We start from the raw sequence: 16,524 nt of genomic DNA on the forward strand, positions 1-16,524 counted from the left end.
CGTTGGGTCAGTTCACCTCCACGGGGCCGCTTGGCGTAAGCGCCTGCTGGTCAGTTCTCGGTGGCGGCCGTGCCTACTGGAGCCGCAGGAGGTCTGGTCACAATACAGCGGTAGCAGACCAGCGCCAGCATTCCGGAAAGCCCGATGGCGATCGCCATGCTATGGGAGGTGCCGTCGTGTAACTGGCCGACCAGCGCGCCTGCGGCGGCGGCGATACTCATCTGGATAAACCCGAACAGCGCCGAGGCCGAGCCCGCACAATGAGGGTTGGGCGCCAGGGCGCCTCCCATGGTCTGCGGCATGATGATGCCGAAGCCGACCATGTAGACCATGTTGGGGACGATGACCGCCCAGGGCGTATGCACCCCGGCCACTGACAGCAAGGCCATGGTGATACCGCCCAGGGCAGCGATCAGCGTCGCTACCGTCAGCAGCTGGTGTCGGCTACGCCGACGGCTGAGCTTGGCGCTTGCCATGGAGCCGATAAAGAAGCCCAGCACGATAGCGGCGAACAGATAGCCGTAGACGTCGGGACTGACACCCATGTAGTCGATCAGCACGAAGGATGAGCCTGATAGAAAGGCGAACAGGCCGGAGAAAGCCGCGGCGTTGGCCAGGGTATAGCCGATAAAGTCTCGCTGTCCGAGCAATGAGCGGAAGGTGGTAGCCAGTGCCGAGGGCTTGATCGACTGGCGGCGATCCTTGGGCAGCGGCTCCGGCATCATCGCGATCAGCCCGAGCATGGCCAGGGCGTAGAACGCCAGTGCCAGGAAGATCGCGTCCCAGCCGAACCACACCAGCAGGCCCGCGCCCACCACCGGTGCCAGCGCCGGGGCCAGGGCCATGACGCTGGCCATGTAGGAAAGGATACGGCTGGCCTCGAAGGGGCCGTGGATGTCGCGTACTGCGGCCCGGCCCAGCACCGGGCCGGCAGAGCCGCCCAGGGCCTGGAAGAAGCGCGCCGCCAGCAATGTCTCGATGTTGGGGGCGAACGCGCAGGCCAGGCTTGCCAACAGGAAGATACCCATGCCAGCGGCGAGAATCGGCTTGCGGCCGAAACGGTCCGACAGTGGGCCGCACAGCAGTTGCGCCATGGCAAAGCCAATCAGGTACAGCGATAGAGTCAACTGGATCTGGTCGGCGCCGGTACCGAGGGCCTCACGCATGGCGGGCATGGCGGGAAGATACATGTCGGTGGCCAGCGGCCCCAGAGCGGTCAGCGCGGCCAGCAGGCCTACCGTGGCGCGGGATGTCGGGTTCAGCACGTGCAGCTCCAGATCGGCGATGGCAAGTGTCAGGGAACGCGAAGGGAGCGCCGCGCGACGCTCCCTTCACGATGATATGGCGGGCTGCTCGGCCATACCGGCAGCGCCTGGTGGGGCCTCGGGTGGCTGACCAGGGTAGCTGGCTAAGGTAGCTGGCTAAGATAGCGGAGCAGCGTAGCCGAGTAGTGTAGCCGATCTCAGCGCGCGTCGGGCTGAACCTCGGGTGCCGCTGTAGCGAACGCTGGTAGACAGCGAGCCTGCTCGCAGATCGCTTGTATCGCGGGATAGGCGGACAGGTCACAGTCAAATCGCTCGGCATTGAACACCTGAGGCACCAGGCAGACGTCGGCCAGGGTCGGCTGATCGCCAACACAGAACCTGCCTCTATGAGGCTCAAGCATGGTCTCGACCGCTGTCAGCCCCGTGGCGACCCAGTGGCGGTACCAGGCCAGCCGGGAGTCTTGGGACAGGCCTAGCGCGCCGGTCAGATGCGTCAGCACCCGCAGGTTATTGAGCGGATGGATATCGCAGGCGATGACCTGGGCCAGGGCGCGGATGCGCGCCCGCTGTGCGGCATCGCCGGGCAGCAGCGGCGGATCGGGATAGCATTCGTCCAGATATTCGCACAGCGCCAGGGACTGGGTCAGCGGCTGCCCATCATCGGTGATCAGGGTCGGCACCAGCCCCTGGGGGTTGCGCGCCAGGCTGGCGCTGTTCCGCTGCTCGCCCTTGCTCAGGTCGACCGGATGATAGTCGAGGGAGATGCCCTTGAGGTTGGCGACGATACGCACCCGATAGGCCGCCGAAGAGCGGAAATAGCCGTAGAGCTGCATGTGGAGTATCCGCTGGTGGGATCAGGGTGTGTACTTCACCACTCGCTGGTCGATGGCACCGAAGATGCTGTGGCCGCTGTCGTCGAACATCTCGATGCGCACGCGATCGCCGAAGCGCATGAAGGGTGTCGTGCTGTCACCGTGGAGAATCTTCTCCACCATGCGTACCTCGGCCAGGCAGCTATAGCCTACGCCACCGTCGGCCACCGGCTTGCCGGGACCGCCATCCGGGTCCGGGTTGGACACGGTGCCGGAGCCGATCACCGCACCGGCACCCAGGTGGCGGGTGCGCGCGGCGTGGGCCACCAGTCGGGGGAAGCTGAAAATCATGTCGGGCCCGGCCTCGGGCGCGCCGAACATCTCGCCGTTGAGGTGAACCGTCAGCGGCAGGTGCACGCGCCCGTCGCGCCAGGCCTCGCCTAGCTCGTCCGGGGTGACGCAGACCGGCGAGAAGCTCGAGGCCGGCTTGGCCTGAAAGAAGCCGAAGCCCTTGGCCAGCTCTCCAGGAATCAAGCCACGCAGACTGACGTCGTTGACCAGCATGATCAGCTTGATATGTCCGGCCGCCTGCTCGGGGCTGGTCGCCATGGGCACGTCGTCGGTGATGACGGCAAGCTCACCCTCGAAGTCTATGCCATGGTCCTCGCTGATCGCCTCGATATCGTCAAAGGGACCGATAAAGCGGTCGCCGCCGCCCTGGTACATCAGCGGGTCGCTCCAGAAGGTCTCTGGCATCTCGGCGTTGCGCGCCTGGCGTACCAGCTGTACGTGATTGAGATAGGCCGAGCCATCGGCCCAGTGGTAGGTGCGTGGCAGCGGCGAGTGCAGTGAGTGATGGTCGAGCTCGAAGGCCTGATCCAGCTCGCCGTCATTGAGCCGCCGGTAGATGTCCTCGAGCTGGGGCGCGTTGGTGTCCCAATCTTCCATCAACTGTTGCAGGGTGGTGGCGATCTGGGGAACGCGCACGGCGCGAGTCAGGTCACGGGAGACGACCACCAGTTCGCCGTCGCGCCCGCTCTTGAGGCTAGCCAGTTTCATCGCAGTATTCCTTGTTGTCGCGTGGCTCAGGGCCGGTTCGGGTCGAAGTGGGAGCGCAGTCCCTGCCATACGCTCACGTAGTCGCGTTGGCGGAAGTCGGCGGCCAGAGCCTTTTCAGTGGGCTGGAACACGTAGCGACTCTCGAACATGAAGGCCAGAGTCGCGCCCAGGTAGTGGGGTTCCAGGCATGCGTTCGAGGCCTTCTCGAAGCTCTCGGCGTCGGGGCCATGGGGCGACATGCAGTTATGCAGGCTGGCGCCGCCGGGCAGGAAGCCCCCAGCCTTGGCGTCGTACTCGCCATGGATCAAGCCCATGAATTCGCTCATCAGGTTGCGATGGAAGTAGGGCGGGCGGAAGGTGTTTTCGGCCACCATCCAGCGTGGCGGAAAGATCACGAAATCGATATTGGCCATGCCCGGGGTATCCGACGGAGAAGTCAGCACGGTGAAGATCGATGGGTCCGGGTGGTCAAAGCTCACCGTGTTGATGGTGTTGAAGTTGGCCAGGTCGTACTTGCAGGGCGCCAGGTTGCCGTGCCAGGCCACCACGTTCAGTGGCGAGTGGTCGAGCCGTGCCGCCCATAACCTGCCTGAAAACTTGGCCACCAGCTCGATGTCTCCGCTGACCTCCTCATAGGCGGCGACGGGGGACAGGAAATCGCGCGGATTGGCCAGGCCGTTGGCCCCGATAGGGCCAAGCCCCGGCAGCTCCAGCGGACTGCCGTAGTTTTCGCAGACATAGCCTCGGGCCTGGTCGCCCTCAACAATGCGTACCTGGAACTTGACCCCGCGGGGGATCAGCGCGATCTCGCCATTCCCTACGTCCAGGGTGCCGAACTCGGTGCGCAGGCGCAGGGTGCCGAGCTGGGGCACGATCAGCAGCTCACCGTCGGCGCTGTAGAAGAAGCGCTCGGTCATGTCGCTGTTGCAGGCATAGAGGTGGACGCCGCAGCCGGTCTGGGTGCCGGCGTCGCCATTGACCGCGATGGTGGTCAGGCCGTCGATGAAGTCGGTGACCGCCTCGGGCATAGGGGCTGGGTCCCAGCGCATCTGGTTGGGGTCTGCGGCGGGCCGTGATAGCGGCGCGGTGGCAAGATCACCGCTATCCAATGGATGGTAGGCGCTTTGGGCCACCGACGGGCGGATGCGGTAGAGCCAACTTCTCAGGTTGTGGCTACGTGGCGCGGTAAAGGCCGAGCCGGTGAGCTGCTCGGCGTACAACCCGTAAGGGCATCGCTGGGGCGAATTCTGCCCTTGGGGCAGGGCGCCAGGCAGTGCCTCGCTGGTGAAGTGGTTACGAAAGCCACTCTGGTAGGTCAGAGAGCTTCGTCCAGGGCGGGGAGACATGAAAGACACCTCCATCGAAGAGACGACTGCTGATGTCCTTTCAATATAGTTTCAAAAGAAACTAATTGGCACGTGACTTTAGTGGAATACGCCCAAAGAGTGTTCTCCGACACGGCTCGCACAAGACGGGCGTGAAGTTTATGCGCTTCCACTTTCCGGCAGAACGTCTTGCTAGCGGGACTTTTTCATGCTGAACAAGCACATTTTTGTCGGTGGTGAAGACGTGATAACACGGCGGCTAAAGTGCACTTCGGTCTCGTTCAACCATCGCTGTACGGATACGATTAACGGCCTAAAATCGATGTTGGTTTTCACTGCAGGTGATCTTTACTTGTGTAATTTCAATGGTTTGTATTTTAATATAAGCGTTTGTTTAATTTAATAAAATAATGATTTAGGGGTTCTGCTGGGGACAGCAGCCGCTCAGGCTGTTGCACGAGCTGCAGGCTCGCGTTCTGCCGACCGGCAAGGCGACGCCGGCAACACCTGCCAGGTATAGGCGGGGAGGCAGACAGGGAGATGAGATGTCATTGATGGCACCTGAGTTCAGAGAGAGAACCGATCACCAGGTGTACTGGATGACCGGGCAGTTTCGCGAGCGTGACCGTGAAGATGTATATCGCCGCACCATAAAACCAAGGGTTCGCTTTGAGTCGCGCCTGGCGATTGTCGTGGCGGCGATGATCTTTGGTATGTTCACCATTTCCGATTATTTTTATGTCGGTCAAAGCGTTGCCTTTTATGCGCTGGTCATCATGCGGGCCATTGTCGTCGGCTGTTGTCTGGCACTGGCACTGGCCATGGCCATAGGGCGTTGGGGCAACTACAGCCAGCGCCTGTGGTTGCACGCCCTGCCGCTCTGGATATTGGCGACCGGCATTATCCTTATCGTCCCGCTGCGCCCTGATACGCTGTCGACGCAGATGCTGGCGGTCATCGTGGCGATCATGGCGTTCTACCTGCTGATTCCTAACCTGTTGACGGTGGTGACCGGCGCCAGCCTGTATCTCAGCGTGGGCTTTCTGGTGGCTGTGGTGCTGGCGACGGATGTCTCTGCGGTGGTGATCTTGCGCATCACGCTGCTGCTGATCATGGCCAATGTGGTGGGGTTCTTTGCGCTGCTTCGGGTGGAATACCTGCAGCGCAAGCAGTTTGCGTTGTTGCATGAGGAGCGCGGCCACAATCGGCAGCTGCTCAGGGAAATGGCCCATCGGCGTTCTCTGGAGTCACAGCTGAGGCGGCTGGCCGAGCAGGACGCATTGACCGGCCTGGCTAACCGAGGCCACTTCATGAAGCGTGCCCAGACCCTATTTCAGCGCTCCCGCGTGGAAGGCATTCCGCTTAGTCTGTTCATGCTGGATGTCGATCACTTCAAGGTCATCAACGACACCTGGGGCCACAGCCAGGGGGATCAGGTCCTCATCGAAATTGCCGAGGCCTGTCAGCAGTCGCTGCGCCCACAGGACATTATCGGGCGTTTCGGCGGCGAAGAGTTTGTGGTGGCACTGCCGGACACTCGCCTTGACGATGCGAAACAGGTGGCTGCCCGCCTGCAGCAGGCTATCGCCGGGCTCGCCTCGCGTTCCGACATGAGCATGCTGGCCTTGAGCGTGACGATCGGCATTGCCGACATGCGACCAGGGGATACGGACCTGGATGCGCTCTTGAAGCGGGCTGACAAGGCGCTGTATGTCGGTAAACGGGAAGGCCGGGATCGCGTTGTGGTGAGCTGAGTCGGGTGCTCCGGGTGTTAAGCCCGCCGACTCAGGGGGCATACTGAATGGCATCATGAGTGACGGTCGCAAGCGTCACGTTCGTATCACCACACGGATGTCACTACAGGGATGTCACTACAGGGGTGTCACCGCATTGCTGCCCCTGCCTATCCCGGCTATCGTTCGGTATTCATCCATAAGCTGGCGTTCACGTCGGCGGCCGAACGTATCCTCCGGGGAAGACGCCATGGGCTCGCGTGAGCGCGATACCGCTACCAATACCGATATTGCTAGGCTGGATCTGCAGCAGTTTCTTCCCTATCGGCTGAATCGCCTGGCGGACAGGCTCAGCCAGGCGCTGGCGCAGATGTACGCAGAGCGCTACCAGCTGACCATTGCCCAGTGGAGGGTGCTGGCGTGGCTGTCCCATCTGGATGAACTGTCGGCCAAGCAGATCGCCCAGGCCACGGGCATGGACAAGGTGCGTATCTCGCGCGCGGTGCAGGCGCTGGAGGAGCGAGGGTTCATCCTGCGCCAACCCGCGGATCATGACCAGCGGGTGCAGCACCTACGCCTGACGGCGGCTGGAAGGACGCTGTTGTCCACGCTGATTCCCGAGGCAAGACAGTGGGAAGCCGATGTCGTGGCCACGCTCAGCGCTGAGGAATATCGCGACCTGATGGGGCTGGTCGGGCGGCTTGAGGACCGGCTCGATCAGCTGGAGCAGGGGTGTGATTCCTCTCTTGGGGAATGATTTTTGCCTAATCTGTGGCTGATCTGTGGCTGACCTGTGCTTGAGGGGGGAGACCTACGACGGCGCTCCCTCGCCGTGATGATCAGCCTCACTTGGTGAGAGGTCGGGGAGACGATGTAGCGTCACGGGTGCTGCTGGACCTTCAGCTTCGGCCAATGAGCAAGCCAGGCTTTTTCTTCGACTCGCTGCCGAAAAGCGTCGGCCTTGCCGCTTTTCGGGTTGAGTGTAATTGTGCCGGCGAAAAGTGGCGCCAGTCCGAAGGGGGCGATCAGTTCGATCTCTTGATCGCGTGAGAGCCTGACGCCAACCGCTGTTTCCAGCTCCACCCAATAGCTCATGGCATCCGCGGTCGACGTATAGGGGTCGTCATGATTGCGAATGTGCATTCTTGCCTGGTTTTTGACCGACCAAGGCAAGGGGGATTGCTGTTCAAGGAAGTGCTGGATGGCCGCGTCGCTCTTCTGACACGTCCTGGTGGGCGCGTAGTGGATGAGGTCAAGGTCGTTGAGAGGGGAGGGCGTCAGCTTGTCATGAAGCTTATCCCAGACCAGATTTCGCACAAAGCCTGCGGCTAGGCACCAATCTTCCAGGTCCAGCTCCGCCGCCAGGCGGAGGGCTCGCATTCTTGATGCGTCACTGCGAAGCCACGTCCTTAGGGTGGCTTCATGATCACTGTGGCGGGTCGCTCTTCGGTGTGAAAGCGCGGATAGCGTTTTCATTCACCTATCACCCACCAGCCATCTTTCTCAACCACGGGTACCGGGTCCAGCGCTTCGCCCTGGGCGGGGCCGGAGATGCCTTCACCGCTGTCGAGGCGAAAGCAGGCCTGGTGATGGGTGCAGATCAGCAGTTCGCCGTCCCGACTCATTATCGTGTCGCTGCGCCCGTTCAGGGGCAGGTACTGGTGGGGGCAGGCGTTGACGTAGGCGCGCACCTCTCCGCCGGCATCACGGGCGATGATCAGAGGAAACCGACCGTTATCGCTTTCCAGGGACAGGCACTGACTGTCACCAGGGGGCAGGCGGGAGCATTCCAGCAGCACGGTACCGGCGGGTGGAGCGCTCTTGTACTGACGCCAGGCGTCGCTCATGACAGCTCCTGTGGAGGATGACGGAATGATGCCGGTAGAGATATCAGGGCTTGAACTCGTCGGCCTCGGGAACGCGCCCGCCTAGTTGTGCGGTGATCTCGGCAGCGGTATCGCGCACCCTTTCGCCCAGCGCGTCCAGTCGCTCATCGGGGATGCGTGCTACCGGACCCGACACCGAAATGGCGGCCAGAGGCGTGCCGAGTTCGTCATGGATGCAGGCCGCCACACAGTGCAGGCCGATGGCATGTTCCTCGCGGTCGCAGGCGTATCCACGCTGACGAATCTCGGCCATGGCGCGGCGCAGCTCCGAAGGGCTCGACAGAGTATTGACGGTAACGCGGTCCAGTCCACGTTCTGCCAGGACCCGCTCTAGATCATCATCGGGCAGCCAGGCCATCAGTGCCTTGCCCACGCCTGAGGCATGCAGCGGTGCACGAGAGCCCAGGCGGGTGATCATGCGCATCATCTGGGGGGATTCGCTCTGGGCCAGAAATACCGCGGTTGTTCCATCGCGTACGCCCAGGTTGGCCGTTTCGCCGGTGTCTCTGGTTAGCCTGCGCAGGTAAGGGCGGCTGGTGGCAACAAAGTCGCGAGCCTCGAGAAAGCTGTTGCCGATGCGGAAGGTCTTGACGTCGATGCGCCACACGCCAAGGGTTTCGTCCTGTGTCACGAAGCCCTGGCTCAGCAGTGCCTGCAGTAACCTGTGCGTCGTAGAGGGGGCCAGGTCGGCCTGCTCGGCAATATCGGACAGGGCCAGCCCGCCGGGGCGCATGGCCAGCAGCTCCAGCAGATTGAGTCCCCGCACCAGCGACTGGCTATGGCCTCCGCTGGTCTTGCCGGTGGCCGGTCGCCCGGCTGCTCTGCGCTTGTTCTCCGTCACCTGTCTTCTCCTGGGGCTAGCCATGAACCTGTTGCTGAAGGGCTAGCATACCTGCAGGTGCAGCGTCTTGTCGCGTTTACGGAAAACGCTTCCATAACCAGTCCTTGGGTGAAAAGTGAAGGATGAAAGGAGAACGTCGTGAGTCGAGCGCCCTTTATCGATGTGTCCACCGTGGGCGGCGCTTGGCGACAAAAGCGTCGATGCCCTCTGCCACATCCTCGGCCATCATGTTGGCCGCCATGACCTCCCCCGCATAGGCGTAGGCCTGGCCCAAGGGGAGTGCCCGTTGGCGGGCCAGCATCGACTTGCCGGTAAACAGCGCCACCTGGCTCTTGGCGCGCAGGTTATCCAGCAGTGCCTCAAGGCAGTCATCGAGCGCGTCGGGCTCGGCGACACGGTTGATCAATCCCCACGCCAACGCCTGCTCGGCATCAATGAAGTCACCGGTAAACAGCATTTCAGCCGCCTGCTTGGGGCCGATGTTGCGGGTCAGGGCAACGGCGGGTGTCGAGCAGAATAGACCCACGTTGATGCCAGATACGGCGAAGCGCGCGCTGCTGGAGGCGACCGCCATGTCGCAACTCGCGACCAGCTGGCAACCCGCGGCAGTGGCCAGGCCTTGAACCCGGGCGATGACGGGGACCGGGCAGTCCTGCAGGCGCTGCATCACCCGCGAGCATTGGGCGAACAGCTGGCGGTAGGCGTCTTCATCTTCCAGGGCGCGCATCTCCTTCAGGTCGTGGCCGGCGCAGAACGCCCGGCCCTCTGCGGCGATCACCACGGCACGCAGGTCAGGGCTGGGGGAGATGGTCGTAAAGGCATCATCCAGCGCCGTCAGCATGTCCTGGGACAGTGCATTGAAGCTGGCGGGACGATTGAGGGTCAGGTGCACGATCCCGCGGTCGTCGTGGCGGACGACGGCAGCGTCGTCGTTGGCAGGTAGCGCAGAGGGTGAGGCGGACATCGTGGTGGCTCCAACGAGGGCGAACCTGGCAAGACTAGCGCGGGAGCACCGGTTGTCGGGGCGTGCTTCGACCAAAGGGCTAGACCAAGGAACGCGATCATCGGGCGAGTGATCGAGCCCGGTGGTGATAGATCGTGAGGGAGGCCAGACCCAGAGGCTCGTGCTAGACCATGGTCAGGCGCTGCCAGGATGACGTAGATTCGTTGGCATGCCTGACGATACGGAGCCCGCATGCACAATGACGAGCAACCGCCGATACCGATGAGCGGCGACGTGCTGGCCACGCCGCGCAGCCGCCTGCGCCCCTTCGAAGCGTACGATCTGCCCGCCTTGAGCCGGCTGTTGGCCGATCCCAGGGTCATGCGTTATTCCCTCGGTGGGGTCTGCGACGTTGCGCGTAGTCAGGCATTTATCGAGGCGTGTCGTCAGACGTACAGGCAAAAGGGGTTTGGTTACTGGGCCGTGGTGCATCCGGTCTCTCGTGCCCTGATGGGGTTTTGCGGTTTCGACCACGAGACCCTGGATGGCGAGCAGGAACTGGCGATTGGCTATCGCTATGCGGTGCGTCATTGGGGAAGGGGCCTGGCTACTGAAGTGGCGCGTGCTGTCGTCACCCATGCCTTTACGGTCACCGACAGCGAGTCATTGGTGGCGGTCATTGATCCTGCCAATGTGCCATCGACGCGAGTGGCTCAGCATGCAGGTTTCCAATGGGAAGGGATGACGACGCTGCAGGGCCAGCGCGTCAAGGTCTACCGGCGGCATCGCTACCGTGACGTCAGAAGCTGCTGAGTCTGGATGCACCCACGGGCCCTGGTTGGGGCTCGTGGGTGCTGTTTCTGCGCGGGAGAAGGATGTCGTGAGCAGGGCCGGTTCAGTTCGGTCGCTGCCGGTGATGGCGCTGAGGCTTAGACGTCGTCACGGAACACTCGGTCGCTTTTCGGTAGAACCAGGTTGAGGGTGATGGCGAACAGCGCACCAGGAATCAGCCCCGACTCAATGATGGCTTGAAGGTTCTCGTTCAGGTTGGCGTAAAGCCCCTCCTGGGCGGGTAGACCCACCGCGGCGGAAAGCGATACGCCGATGATGACCATGTTGCGTTTGTTGAAGTCGATGTGAGACAGCATCTTGATGCCGGCGCTGGCAATCATGCCGAACATGATCAACACGGCCCCACCCAGCACGGAGTTGGGAATGCTGGAGACAATCGCGCCCAGCTTGGGGATGAGCCCGGCCAGCAGCAGGAAGGCACCGCCAATGGCGACCACGTAGCGACTGACGACGCCGGTGAGGGCGACCATGCCCACATTCTGGCTGAAGCTGATCTGCGGAAAGGCGTTGAAGATGGCGGCGAACACGCTGGAGATGCCGTCCGCCATGACACCACCGGACAGTTCCTTGGGCGTCGGCTCCCGGTCCAGGCCTCCGGCAGTGGTGCCGACAATATCACCGATGGATTCGGCGCAGGTGACGATGGCCAGCAGCACCACGGGAAGAACGGCAGCCAGATGAAACTCGATGCCGATGGCCAGGGGCACAGGAAGGGACAGCCAGTCAGCCTTGCCGATGCCTGAAAAATCAATCAAGCCAAAGCTGGTGGCCGCCACGTAACCGACGACCAGGCCGATCAACGGTGCCGTTTCGGACCAGATGCCGCGTCCATACTGGTGCAGGCCCAAGGTGACGATCAGTACCAGGGCGCCCAGCAGCAGGTGATGGGTGGCGCCAAAGTCCGCCGCGCCGAAGCCGCCACCCCAGTAGGCAAAGCCCACCGGCATCAGCAGTGTACCCAGCATGACCACAAAGGTGCCGGTGACCACTGGCGGGAACAGAAAGCGAAAGACCGGGAGAAACAGGCCTACCAGGGCCATGGCGATACCGCCGCAGAGTGCAGCTCCGAGCGCTGCTGGCAGGCCCATGCCTACAGCGATGGGAATCAGAACCGGCACGAAGCCGAAGCTGGTGCCCATCACGATAGGCAGTCGAGCACCAATGGGGCCGATACCGAGTGACTGCACCAAGGTGGCGACACCGGCGACAAACATCGCCGCCTGGATCATGAAGGTGGTTTGATCCGCCGGCAGATCCGCAGCACCGGCAATCAGGATGGGAACGGTCACGTTGCCGACGAACATCGCCAGCACATGCTGCAAGCCAAGCGGTATCGCCCTTCCCAGTGGCGGCATGGCATTGACGTCGTGGGTGGAGCGAACCGTGGGCCGGTCGCGGTTATCGCCAGTGGATTCTTGCGTATGCATGGCGGGATCCTCTCCTGTTGTCGTTGTAGTGCCAGGCCGTCCCCTGGCCTGGGCGATGAGTCCGGTCCACCGCATCAGGTGTCAGTCCTGGTGGCTGACTGCCGTGATGCAGCGGTGATGAACAATGGCGTTGCAAGAACGATGCCACGCAGCAGGGCTCCGTGGCGTCGGTATCGCTCTTGCCGTGTTGTCCTGCTGGCTAGACCGCTTGTCGAAGCCGCGCCGCCGCCTCGCCATGACGGGCCAGCAGGGACCCCAGGTCGACGTCGACGGGCAGCCCGTCGACGACTCGCCAGCGGCTGGCCACCATGACGCGATCGGCCCGATGTGCGCCGCACAGCAGTAGCGCCGCAAGCGGGTTTTCTGCGCCGGAGAAACGAGGCTCGTCCAGGCGAAACAGCGCCAGGTCCGCCTGTTGTCCAGCGTCAAGTCCGCCGATGTCGGTTCGGCCCAGGCAGCGGGCGGAGCCTTCTGTGGCCCAGCGAATCACGTCCTGGTGACGCACCTGGCTGGGGGAATAACGTAGCCTGCCGATCAGCATGGCCTGGCGCATCTCTTCGGCTAGATTGGAATGGTCCGCCGAGGCCGAGCCATCCACGGCAAGCCCTACCGGGCTTCCGGCGGCCTCCAGCTCCAGCGTTCGGCACATGCCGGAGCCCAGGACCATGTTGGAAGAGGGGCAGTGAGCGATACCGGTACCCGCCTTGCCGAGTCGGCTGACCTCGTCGTCGTTGAAGTGAATGCCATGGGCCAGCCAGGTGCGATCGCTGAGCCAGCCGGTATCTTCCAGATAATCCAGCGGACGCATGCCGAACAGTTTCTGGCAGTAGTGGGTCTCGTCTTCGGTTTCGGCCAGGTGGGTATGCAGACGAACGTCCTTGGCCTCGGCCAGGCGGGCGCTGTCGATCATCAGTTCGCGGCTGACCGAAAACGGGGAGCAAGGTGCCAATGCCACGGTAATCATGGCGCCATCGCCGCGCTGGTGATAGGCGTCGATCAGGCGGGTGCTCTCATCGAGAATGGTGGCTTCGTCCTGGACGACGGATTGAGGTGGCAGGCCGCCCTGATCGCGACCCACACTCATGGAGCCTCGCGTCAGCGCTGCCCGCACCCCCAGCCGATTAGCTGTCTCGACCTGTACGTCGATGGCATGTTCCAGGGCCCCGGAAAACACATAGTGATGATCCGCCACGGTGGTGCAACCGCTCATCAACAGTTCCACCATGGCGAGTTCGCTGGCCAGCGCCAGTTGAGCCTCATCCAGGTGGGCCCAGACGTCGTACAGGGTAGTGAGCCAGGGAAACAGTTCCTTGTTGAGCGCAGGCGAGTAGGCCCGTGTCAGCGTCTGGTAGAAGTGGTGATGGGTATTGACCAGTCCGGGCAGCAGCACGTGCCGGGAGGCATCGAACACCTCGTCGACGGCTACGCTGGGCACCTGGCCCGCGCCGAGCTTCTCGACAATACGCGAGCCCTGCACCACGACGCCTGCTGTAGCGGCGGGGTCGCTGGTGGCCAGCGGCTGCCGGATCCATGTCGTGGGTGTGTGTGAATGCATGCATTCCTCCTTCGCGAAGCGAAGGGTTACCCAGGCAGGGTGAGGCGCTTTCGGCATGCGGTAGTGCTCATGACACGAACCGCTGCCAGGAGCCGTCACCGCATGGCGTCTGGCCGAATACCTGGTTCAGGTGCCTTCAAGGATGGCTACCGATGGAGGTGTGCGCGGTCTGTGTCCGACTGCACCTCCATGGAACCGACGGTGGCCGTGTATGACAGCAGATGTGCGATATGAGTGCACAGTCCTGGTACGCAATCGCTGTCAGTTATTGTGTACAAAATGGCCGTGGCCTGATGAGTTGTCAAGCCGACGCTCATAAGGGTCAAGTGTCGCCGTGATGCCGAGCCGCCCGACGGCGGCTCAGGCGGTCACCGAACAGATAGGCGCCAAGCGCGACGAGAATCAGCGCGGCGCCGGCCAGCATGGAGGCTGAAGGGGTCTCCTGGTTGAACAGCATGCCAAGAGATAGCGCCAGAACCGGAGTGATCAGCGTGACCAATGCAACGCTGGCCGCGTGCAGCCGCGACAGAATGAGGTAGTAGCAGAGGAAACCGATCAAGGAGCCAAACAGGGCGAGATAGAGCACTGCCCACAGGCCGCGGTCACTCAGGGGGATGGTCAGGGGCTCGCCACTGGCTAGCCACAGCACCAGAAAGCACGGCATAGAGCCCGCCAGGGCGCCGACGGTCTGCTCGAGAGGGTGAAGTCCCGCAGAGATGCGCTGGACCGCTATGCCGCTGCCACTGAACAGCGTGACGGCGGACAGCATCATGACCAGGGCCACCAGCTGCTGGCCACTGCCGAGGGCGAGGCTGTCGAGAAAGACCACCGCCAGGCCTGTCACTCCCAGGCCGCAGCCAATCCAGTGCCAGCGCTTCAGCCGCGTGCTGCCCGGCAGCGCTTGCAGGATGATGCCAGAGATCAGAGGGGCCATGCCGAACATCACCGAGAGCATGCCCGATGGCAAGAACTGGGAGGCATAGTAGCTCAGCGCCATGGCGCCAAACACACCCGGAATGGCGGCGGCGTAGCTGACCAGCGCGCGGCGGTCTGTGCGCAGTGTTCTGCGCAACACCAGCAGCAGCACGATGCCGGCCACCAGCGCCAGCCCCATGCGCAGCATGACGCTGCCGATGGGGGCGCCGGCTTCTGCGCTCCATTTGATGGCGAGGGGCGTCGAGGCCCACACCAGTACCACGATCAGGTAGGCCAGTCCGGTCGGCATCAGGCATCCTTGTGAAGCGCTCAGCGGGGAGAGATCAAGATAGGTCTTGTTGGCATGAAATGTCGTCTGTCGCTCATCCCGGGACGACAGCAAGACGCCGCCCTCCCGAAGGAGCGCGGCGTCGTCGAGCTGGAACAGCGTCCGGCGGCCTAGTCGGCGTAGTTGGTCTCGGAATAGAGAACCCGGGTACGCAGGGTGTGATTGACCTCGCGCAGCGCCTCCAGGGCCTGGGGGCCATAGGCCTTGTCCACATCGATGACCACGTAGCCGACCTTTTCATTGGTCTGCAGGTACTGGCCGGAAATGTTGATGTCATTTTCGGACAGCACGCGGTTGATCTCGGACATCACGCCAGGCACGTTCTCGTGGATGTGCAGCAGGCGGTGCTTGTCCGGATGGGCCGGCAGGGCCACCTCGGGGAAGTTGACCGAGGTAATGCTGGTGCCATTGTCGGAGAAGGTCACCAGCTTCTCAGATACTTCGACGCCGATGTTTTCCTGGGCTTCCAGGGTGGAGCCGCCGATGTGCGGGGTAAGAATGACGTTCTCCAGACCCCGCAGCGGGCTTTCGAAGATGTCGTCGTTACCCTTCGGCTCGACCGGGAAGACATCGATGGCGGCGCCATTGAGGCGGCCTTCCTTGATGGCCTCGGCCAGCGCCTCGATCACCACCACGCTGCCGCGGGCGGCATTGATCAGGATGGCGCCAGGCTTCATCAGGCTGATCTGCTCTTCGCCGATCATCCAGCGCGTGGACGGCAGGTCCGGCACGTGCAGGCTGACCACATCGGAGCGGGCCAGCAGCTCCTCCATACTGGCGACCTGGCGAGAATTGCCCATCGCCAGCTTGGTGATGACGTCGTAGTAGATGACGTCAAAGCCAAGCGCTTCTGCCAGTACCGACAGCTGCGACCCGATGCTGCCATAGCCCACGATGCCCAGGGTCTTGCCGCGGGCCTCGTGGCTGTTCTTGGCACTTTTCAGCCAGCCGCCCTGGTGGGCGCGCGCATTCTTTTCGGGAATACCGCGCAGCAGCATGATCGCTTCGGCCAGCACCAGTTCCGCCACCGAGCGAGTATTGGAGTAGGGCGCATTGAATACCGGGATGCCGCGCACCAATGCCGCACCCAGGTCGACCTGGTTGGTGCCGATGCAGAAACAGCCAACCGCGACCAGCTTTTCGGCTGCCGCGAACACCCGCTCATTGAGCTGAGTGCGGGAGCGGATACCGATGAAGTGCACGTCCCGGATCTTCTCGATCAGCGTGGCCTCGTCCAGCGAGGTCGGCAGATGCTCGATGTTGGTGTATCCGGCATTGAGAAAATTGTCCACTGCACTCTGGTGGACGCCCTCGAGCAGCAGGATCTTGATCTTGCTTTTGTCCAGGGACGTTTTGGCCATGGTCGAATCAACCTCTTGGAAGTGGCGGCAGCCAGCGGCTGGTTGGCGGAGAAGGCGCTAAATCAGGGTCGATAGCCTACCACATGCAGCCTTTGCCACGTTGAAAATCCTTGCACCGCAGCATGAGTCTTGTGCATGTACGCTGGCCAACGCGGTGACGTCTTCGACCAAGGCGCAAGGAACGCGGGGCAGACGACCCCA

General features: G+C 62.6%; 15 protein-coding genes. 3 read left to right on the forward strand and 12 right to left on the reverse strand.

Going from position 1 to position 16,524, the window contains the following annotated elements:
- Positions 1-50: 50 nt before the first annotated feature.
- The 4 genes from KUW18_RS05680 to hmgA form a co-directional block, all read right to left on the reverse strand.
- Positions 51-1,265: a multidrug effflux MFS transporter gene (locus KUW18_RS05680; RefSeq protein WP_222560982.1), complete on the reverse strand. Its 1,215-nt coding sequence runs from the start codon at positions 1,263-1,265 to the stop codon at positions 51-53.
- Positions 1,266-1,462: 197 nt separating this feature from the next.
- A complete protein-coding gene (gene maiA, locus KUW18_RS05685) occupies positions 1,463-2,098 on the reverse strand; it encodes a maleylacetoacetate isomerase (protein WP_222486936.1) in 636 nt (211 codons plus the stop codon).
- A 21-nt stretch (positions 2,099-2,119) separates the two neighbouring features.
- A complete protein-coding gene (locus KUW18_RS05690; RefSeq protein WP_222484310.1) occupies positions 2,120-3,136 on the reverse strand; it encodes a fumarylacetoacetate hydrolase family protein in 1,017 nt (338 codons plus the stop codon).
- Positions 3,137-3,162: 26 nt separating this feature from the next.
- Positions 3,163-4,482, reverse strand: a complete 1,320-nt coding sequence (gene hmgA / locus KUW18_RS05695; protein WP_222486937.1) for a homogentisate 1,2-dioxygenase — start codon at positions 4,480-4,482, stop codon at positions 3,163-3,165.
- Positions 4,483-5,006: 524 nt separating this feature from the next.
- On the opposite strand from hmgA, the gene KUW18_RS05700 reads away from it, so the two are divergent.
- A complete protein-coding gene (locus KUW18_RS05700) occupies positions 5,007-6,215 on the forward strand; it encodes a GGDEF domain-containing protein (RefSeq protein ID WP_261396429.1) in 1,209 nt (402 codons plus the stop codon).
- A gap of 229 nt (positions 6,216-6,444) precedes the next feature.
- Positions 6,445-6,951: a MarR family winged helix-turn-helix transcriptional regulator gene (locus tag KUW18_RS05705; RefSeq protein ID WP_206942173.1), complete on the forward strand. Its 507-nt coding sequence runs from the start codon at positions 6,445-6,447 to the stop codon at positions 6,949-6,951.
- Positions 6,952-7,073: 122 nt separating this feature from the next.
- Here the strand turns inward: KUW18_RS05705 and KUW18_RS05710 are convergent, their stop codons facing one another.
- The 4 genes from KUW18_RS05710 to KUW18_RS05725 all read right to left on the reverse strand — a co-directional run bounded on the left by KUW18_RS05710 (position 7,074) and on the right by KUW18_RS05725 (position 9,885).
- The gene (locus KUW18_RS05710) at positions 7,074-7,574 is read right to left on the reverse strand and encodes a nucleotidyltransferase family protein (protein WP_222238054.1); all 501 of its coding nucleotides are present in this window, start codon (positions 7,572-7,574) and stop codon (positions 7,074-7,076) included.
- Between the two features lie 92 nt (positions 7,575-7,666).
- Positions 7,667-8,041, reverse strand: a complete 375-nt coding sequence (locus KUW18_RS05715; RefSeq protein ID WP_222237949.1) for a Rieske (2Fe-2S) protein — start codon at positions 8,039-8,041, stop codon at positions 7,667-7,669.
- 43 nt (positions 8,042-8,084) lie between these two features.
- Positions 8,085-8,921 (reverse strand): IclR family transcriptional regulator, encoded by an 837-nt coding sequence (locus tag KUW18_RS05720; RefSeq protein WP_222162214.1) that lies wholly within the window; start codon positions 8,919-8,921, stop codon positions 8,085-8,087.
- A gap of 154 nt (positions 8,922-9,075) precedes the next feature.
- Positions 9,076-9,885, reverse strand: coding sequence for an enoyl-CoA hydratase (locus KUW18_RS05725; RefSeq protein ID WP_222162213.1), 810 nt, complete (start codon positions 9,883-9,885; stop codon positions 9,076-9,078).
- 231 nt (positions 9,886-10,116) lie between these two features.
- Between KUW18_RS05725 and KUW18_RS05730 the strand changes: the two genes are divergently transcribed.
- Positions 10,117-10,677, forward strand: coding sequence for a GNAT family N-acetyltransferase (locus KUW18_RS05730; protein ID WP_222484318.1), 561 nt, complete (start codon positions 10,117-10,119; stop codon positions 10,675-10,677).
- A 116-nt stretch (positions 10,678-10,793) separates the two neighbouring features.
- On the opposite strand, the gene KUW18_RS05735 is transcribed toward KUW18_RS05730, so the two are convergent.
- From KUW18_RS05735 to serA, 4 genes are all read right to left on the reverse strand, one after another.
- Positions 10,794-12,143: a uracil-xanthine permease family protein gene (locus KUW18_RS05735; protein WP_222560983.1), complete on the reverse strand. Its 1,350-nt coding sequence runs from the start codon at positions 12,141-12,143 to the stop codon at positions 10,794-10,796.
- 199 nt (positions 12,144-12,342) lie between these two features.
- Complete coding sequence (locus KUW18_RS05740) at positions 12,343-13,698, reverse strand: 8-oxoguanine deaminase (protein ID WP_222560984.1); 1,356 nt, start codon at positions 13,696-13,698, stop codon at positions 12,343-12,345.
- Between the two features lie 322 nt (positions 13,699-14,020).
- Positions 14,021-14,923, reverse strand: a complete 903-nt coding sequence (locus KUW18_RS05745; protein WP_206942182.1) for a DMT family transporter — start codon at positions 14,921-14,923, stop codon at positions 14,021-14,023.
- A 149-nt stretch (positions 14,924-15,072) separates the two neighbouring features.
- Complete coding sequence (serA, locus tag KUW18_RS05750; RefSeq protein WP_206942183.1) at positions 15,073-16,323, reverse strand: phosphoglycerate dehydrogenase; 1,251 nt, start codon at positions 16,321-16,323, stop codon at positions 15,073-15,075.
- Positions 16,324-16,524: the final 201 nt, after the last annotated feature.

It is taken from the genome of Halomonas sp. DP5Y7-2 (genome assembly GCF_019802025.1).
Taxonomy (GTDB): Bacteria; Pseudomonadota; Gammaproteobacteria; order Pseudomonadales; family Halomonadaceae; genus Halomonas; species Halomonas litopenaei_A.

What these genes read in the sequence shown, in the direction of transcription:
- KUW18_RS05745 (WP_206942182.1), bottom strand. Translation starts at nt 14,923, where the DNA reads ATGCCGACCGGACTGGCCTACCTGATCGTGGTACTGGTGTGGGCCTCG.
- KUW18_RS05690 (WP_222484310.1), bottom strand. Translation starts at nt 3,136, where the DNA reads ATGAAACTGGCTAGCCTCAAGAGCGGGCGCGACGGCGAACTGGTGGTC.
- KUW18_RS05725 (WP_222162213.1), bottom strand. Translation starts at nt 9,885, where the DNA reads ATGTCCGCCTCACCCTCTGCGCTACCTGCCAACGACGACGCTGCCGTC.
- KUW18_RS05715 (WP_222237949.1), bottom strand. Translation starts at nt 8,041, where the DNA reads ATGAGCGACGCCTGGCGTCAGTACAAGAGCGCTCCACCCGCCGGTACC.
- KUW18_RS05700 (WP_261396429.1), top strand. Translation starts at nt 5,007, where the DNA reads ATGTCATTGATGGCACCTGAGTTCAGAGAGAGAACCGATCACCAGGTG.
- KUW18_RS05730 (WP_222484318.1), top strand. Translation starts at nt 10,117, where the DNA reads ATGCACAATGACGAGCAACCGCCGATACCGATGAGCGGCGACGTGCTG.
- hmgA (WP_222486937.1), bottom strand. Translation starts at nt 4,482, where the DNA reads ATGTCTCCCCGCCCTGGACGAAGCTCTCTGACCTACCAGAGTGGCTTT.
- KUW18_RS05705 (WP_206942173.1), top strand. Translation starts at nt 6,445, where the DNA reads ATGGGCTCGCGTGAGCGCGATACCGCTACCAATACCGATATTGCTAGG.
- serA (WP_206942183.1), bottom strand. Translation starts at nt 16,323, where the DNA reads ATGGCCAAAACGTCCCTGGACAAAAGCAAGATCAAGATCCTGCTGCTC.
- maiA (WP_222486936.1), bottom strand. Translation starts at nt 2,098, where the DNA reads ATGCAGCTCTACGGCTATTTCCGCTCTTCGGCGGCCTATCGGGTGCGT.
- KUW18_RS05735 (WP_222560983.1), bottom strand. Translation starts at nt 12,143, where the DNA reads ATGCATACGCAAGAATCCACTGGCGATAACCGCGACCGGCCCACGGTT.
- KUW18_RS05740 (WP_222560984.1), bottom strand. Translation starts at nt 13,698, where the DNA reads ATGCATTCACACACACCCACGACATGGATCCGGCAGCCGCTGGCCACC.
- KUW18_RS05710 (WP_222238054.1), bottom strand. Translation starts at nt 7,574, where the DNA reads ATGCGAGCCCTCCGCCTGGCGGCGGAGCTGGACCTGGAAGATTGGTGC.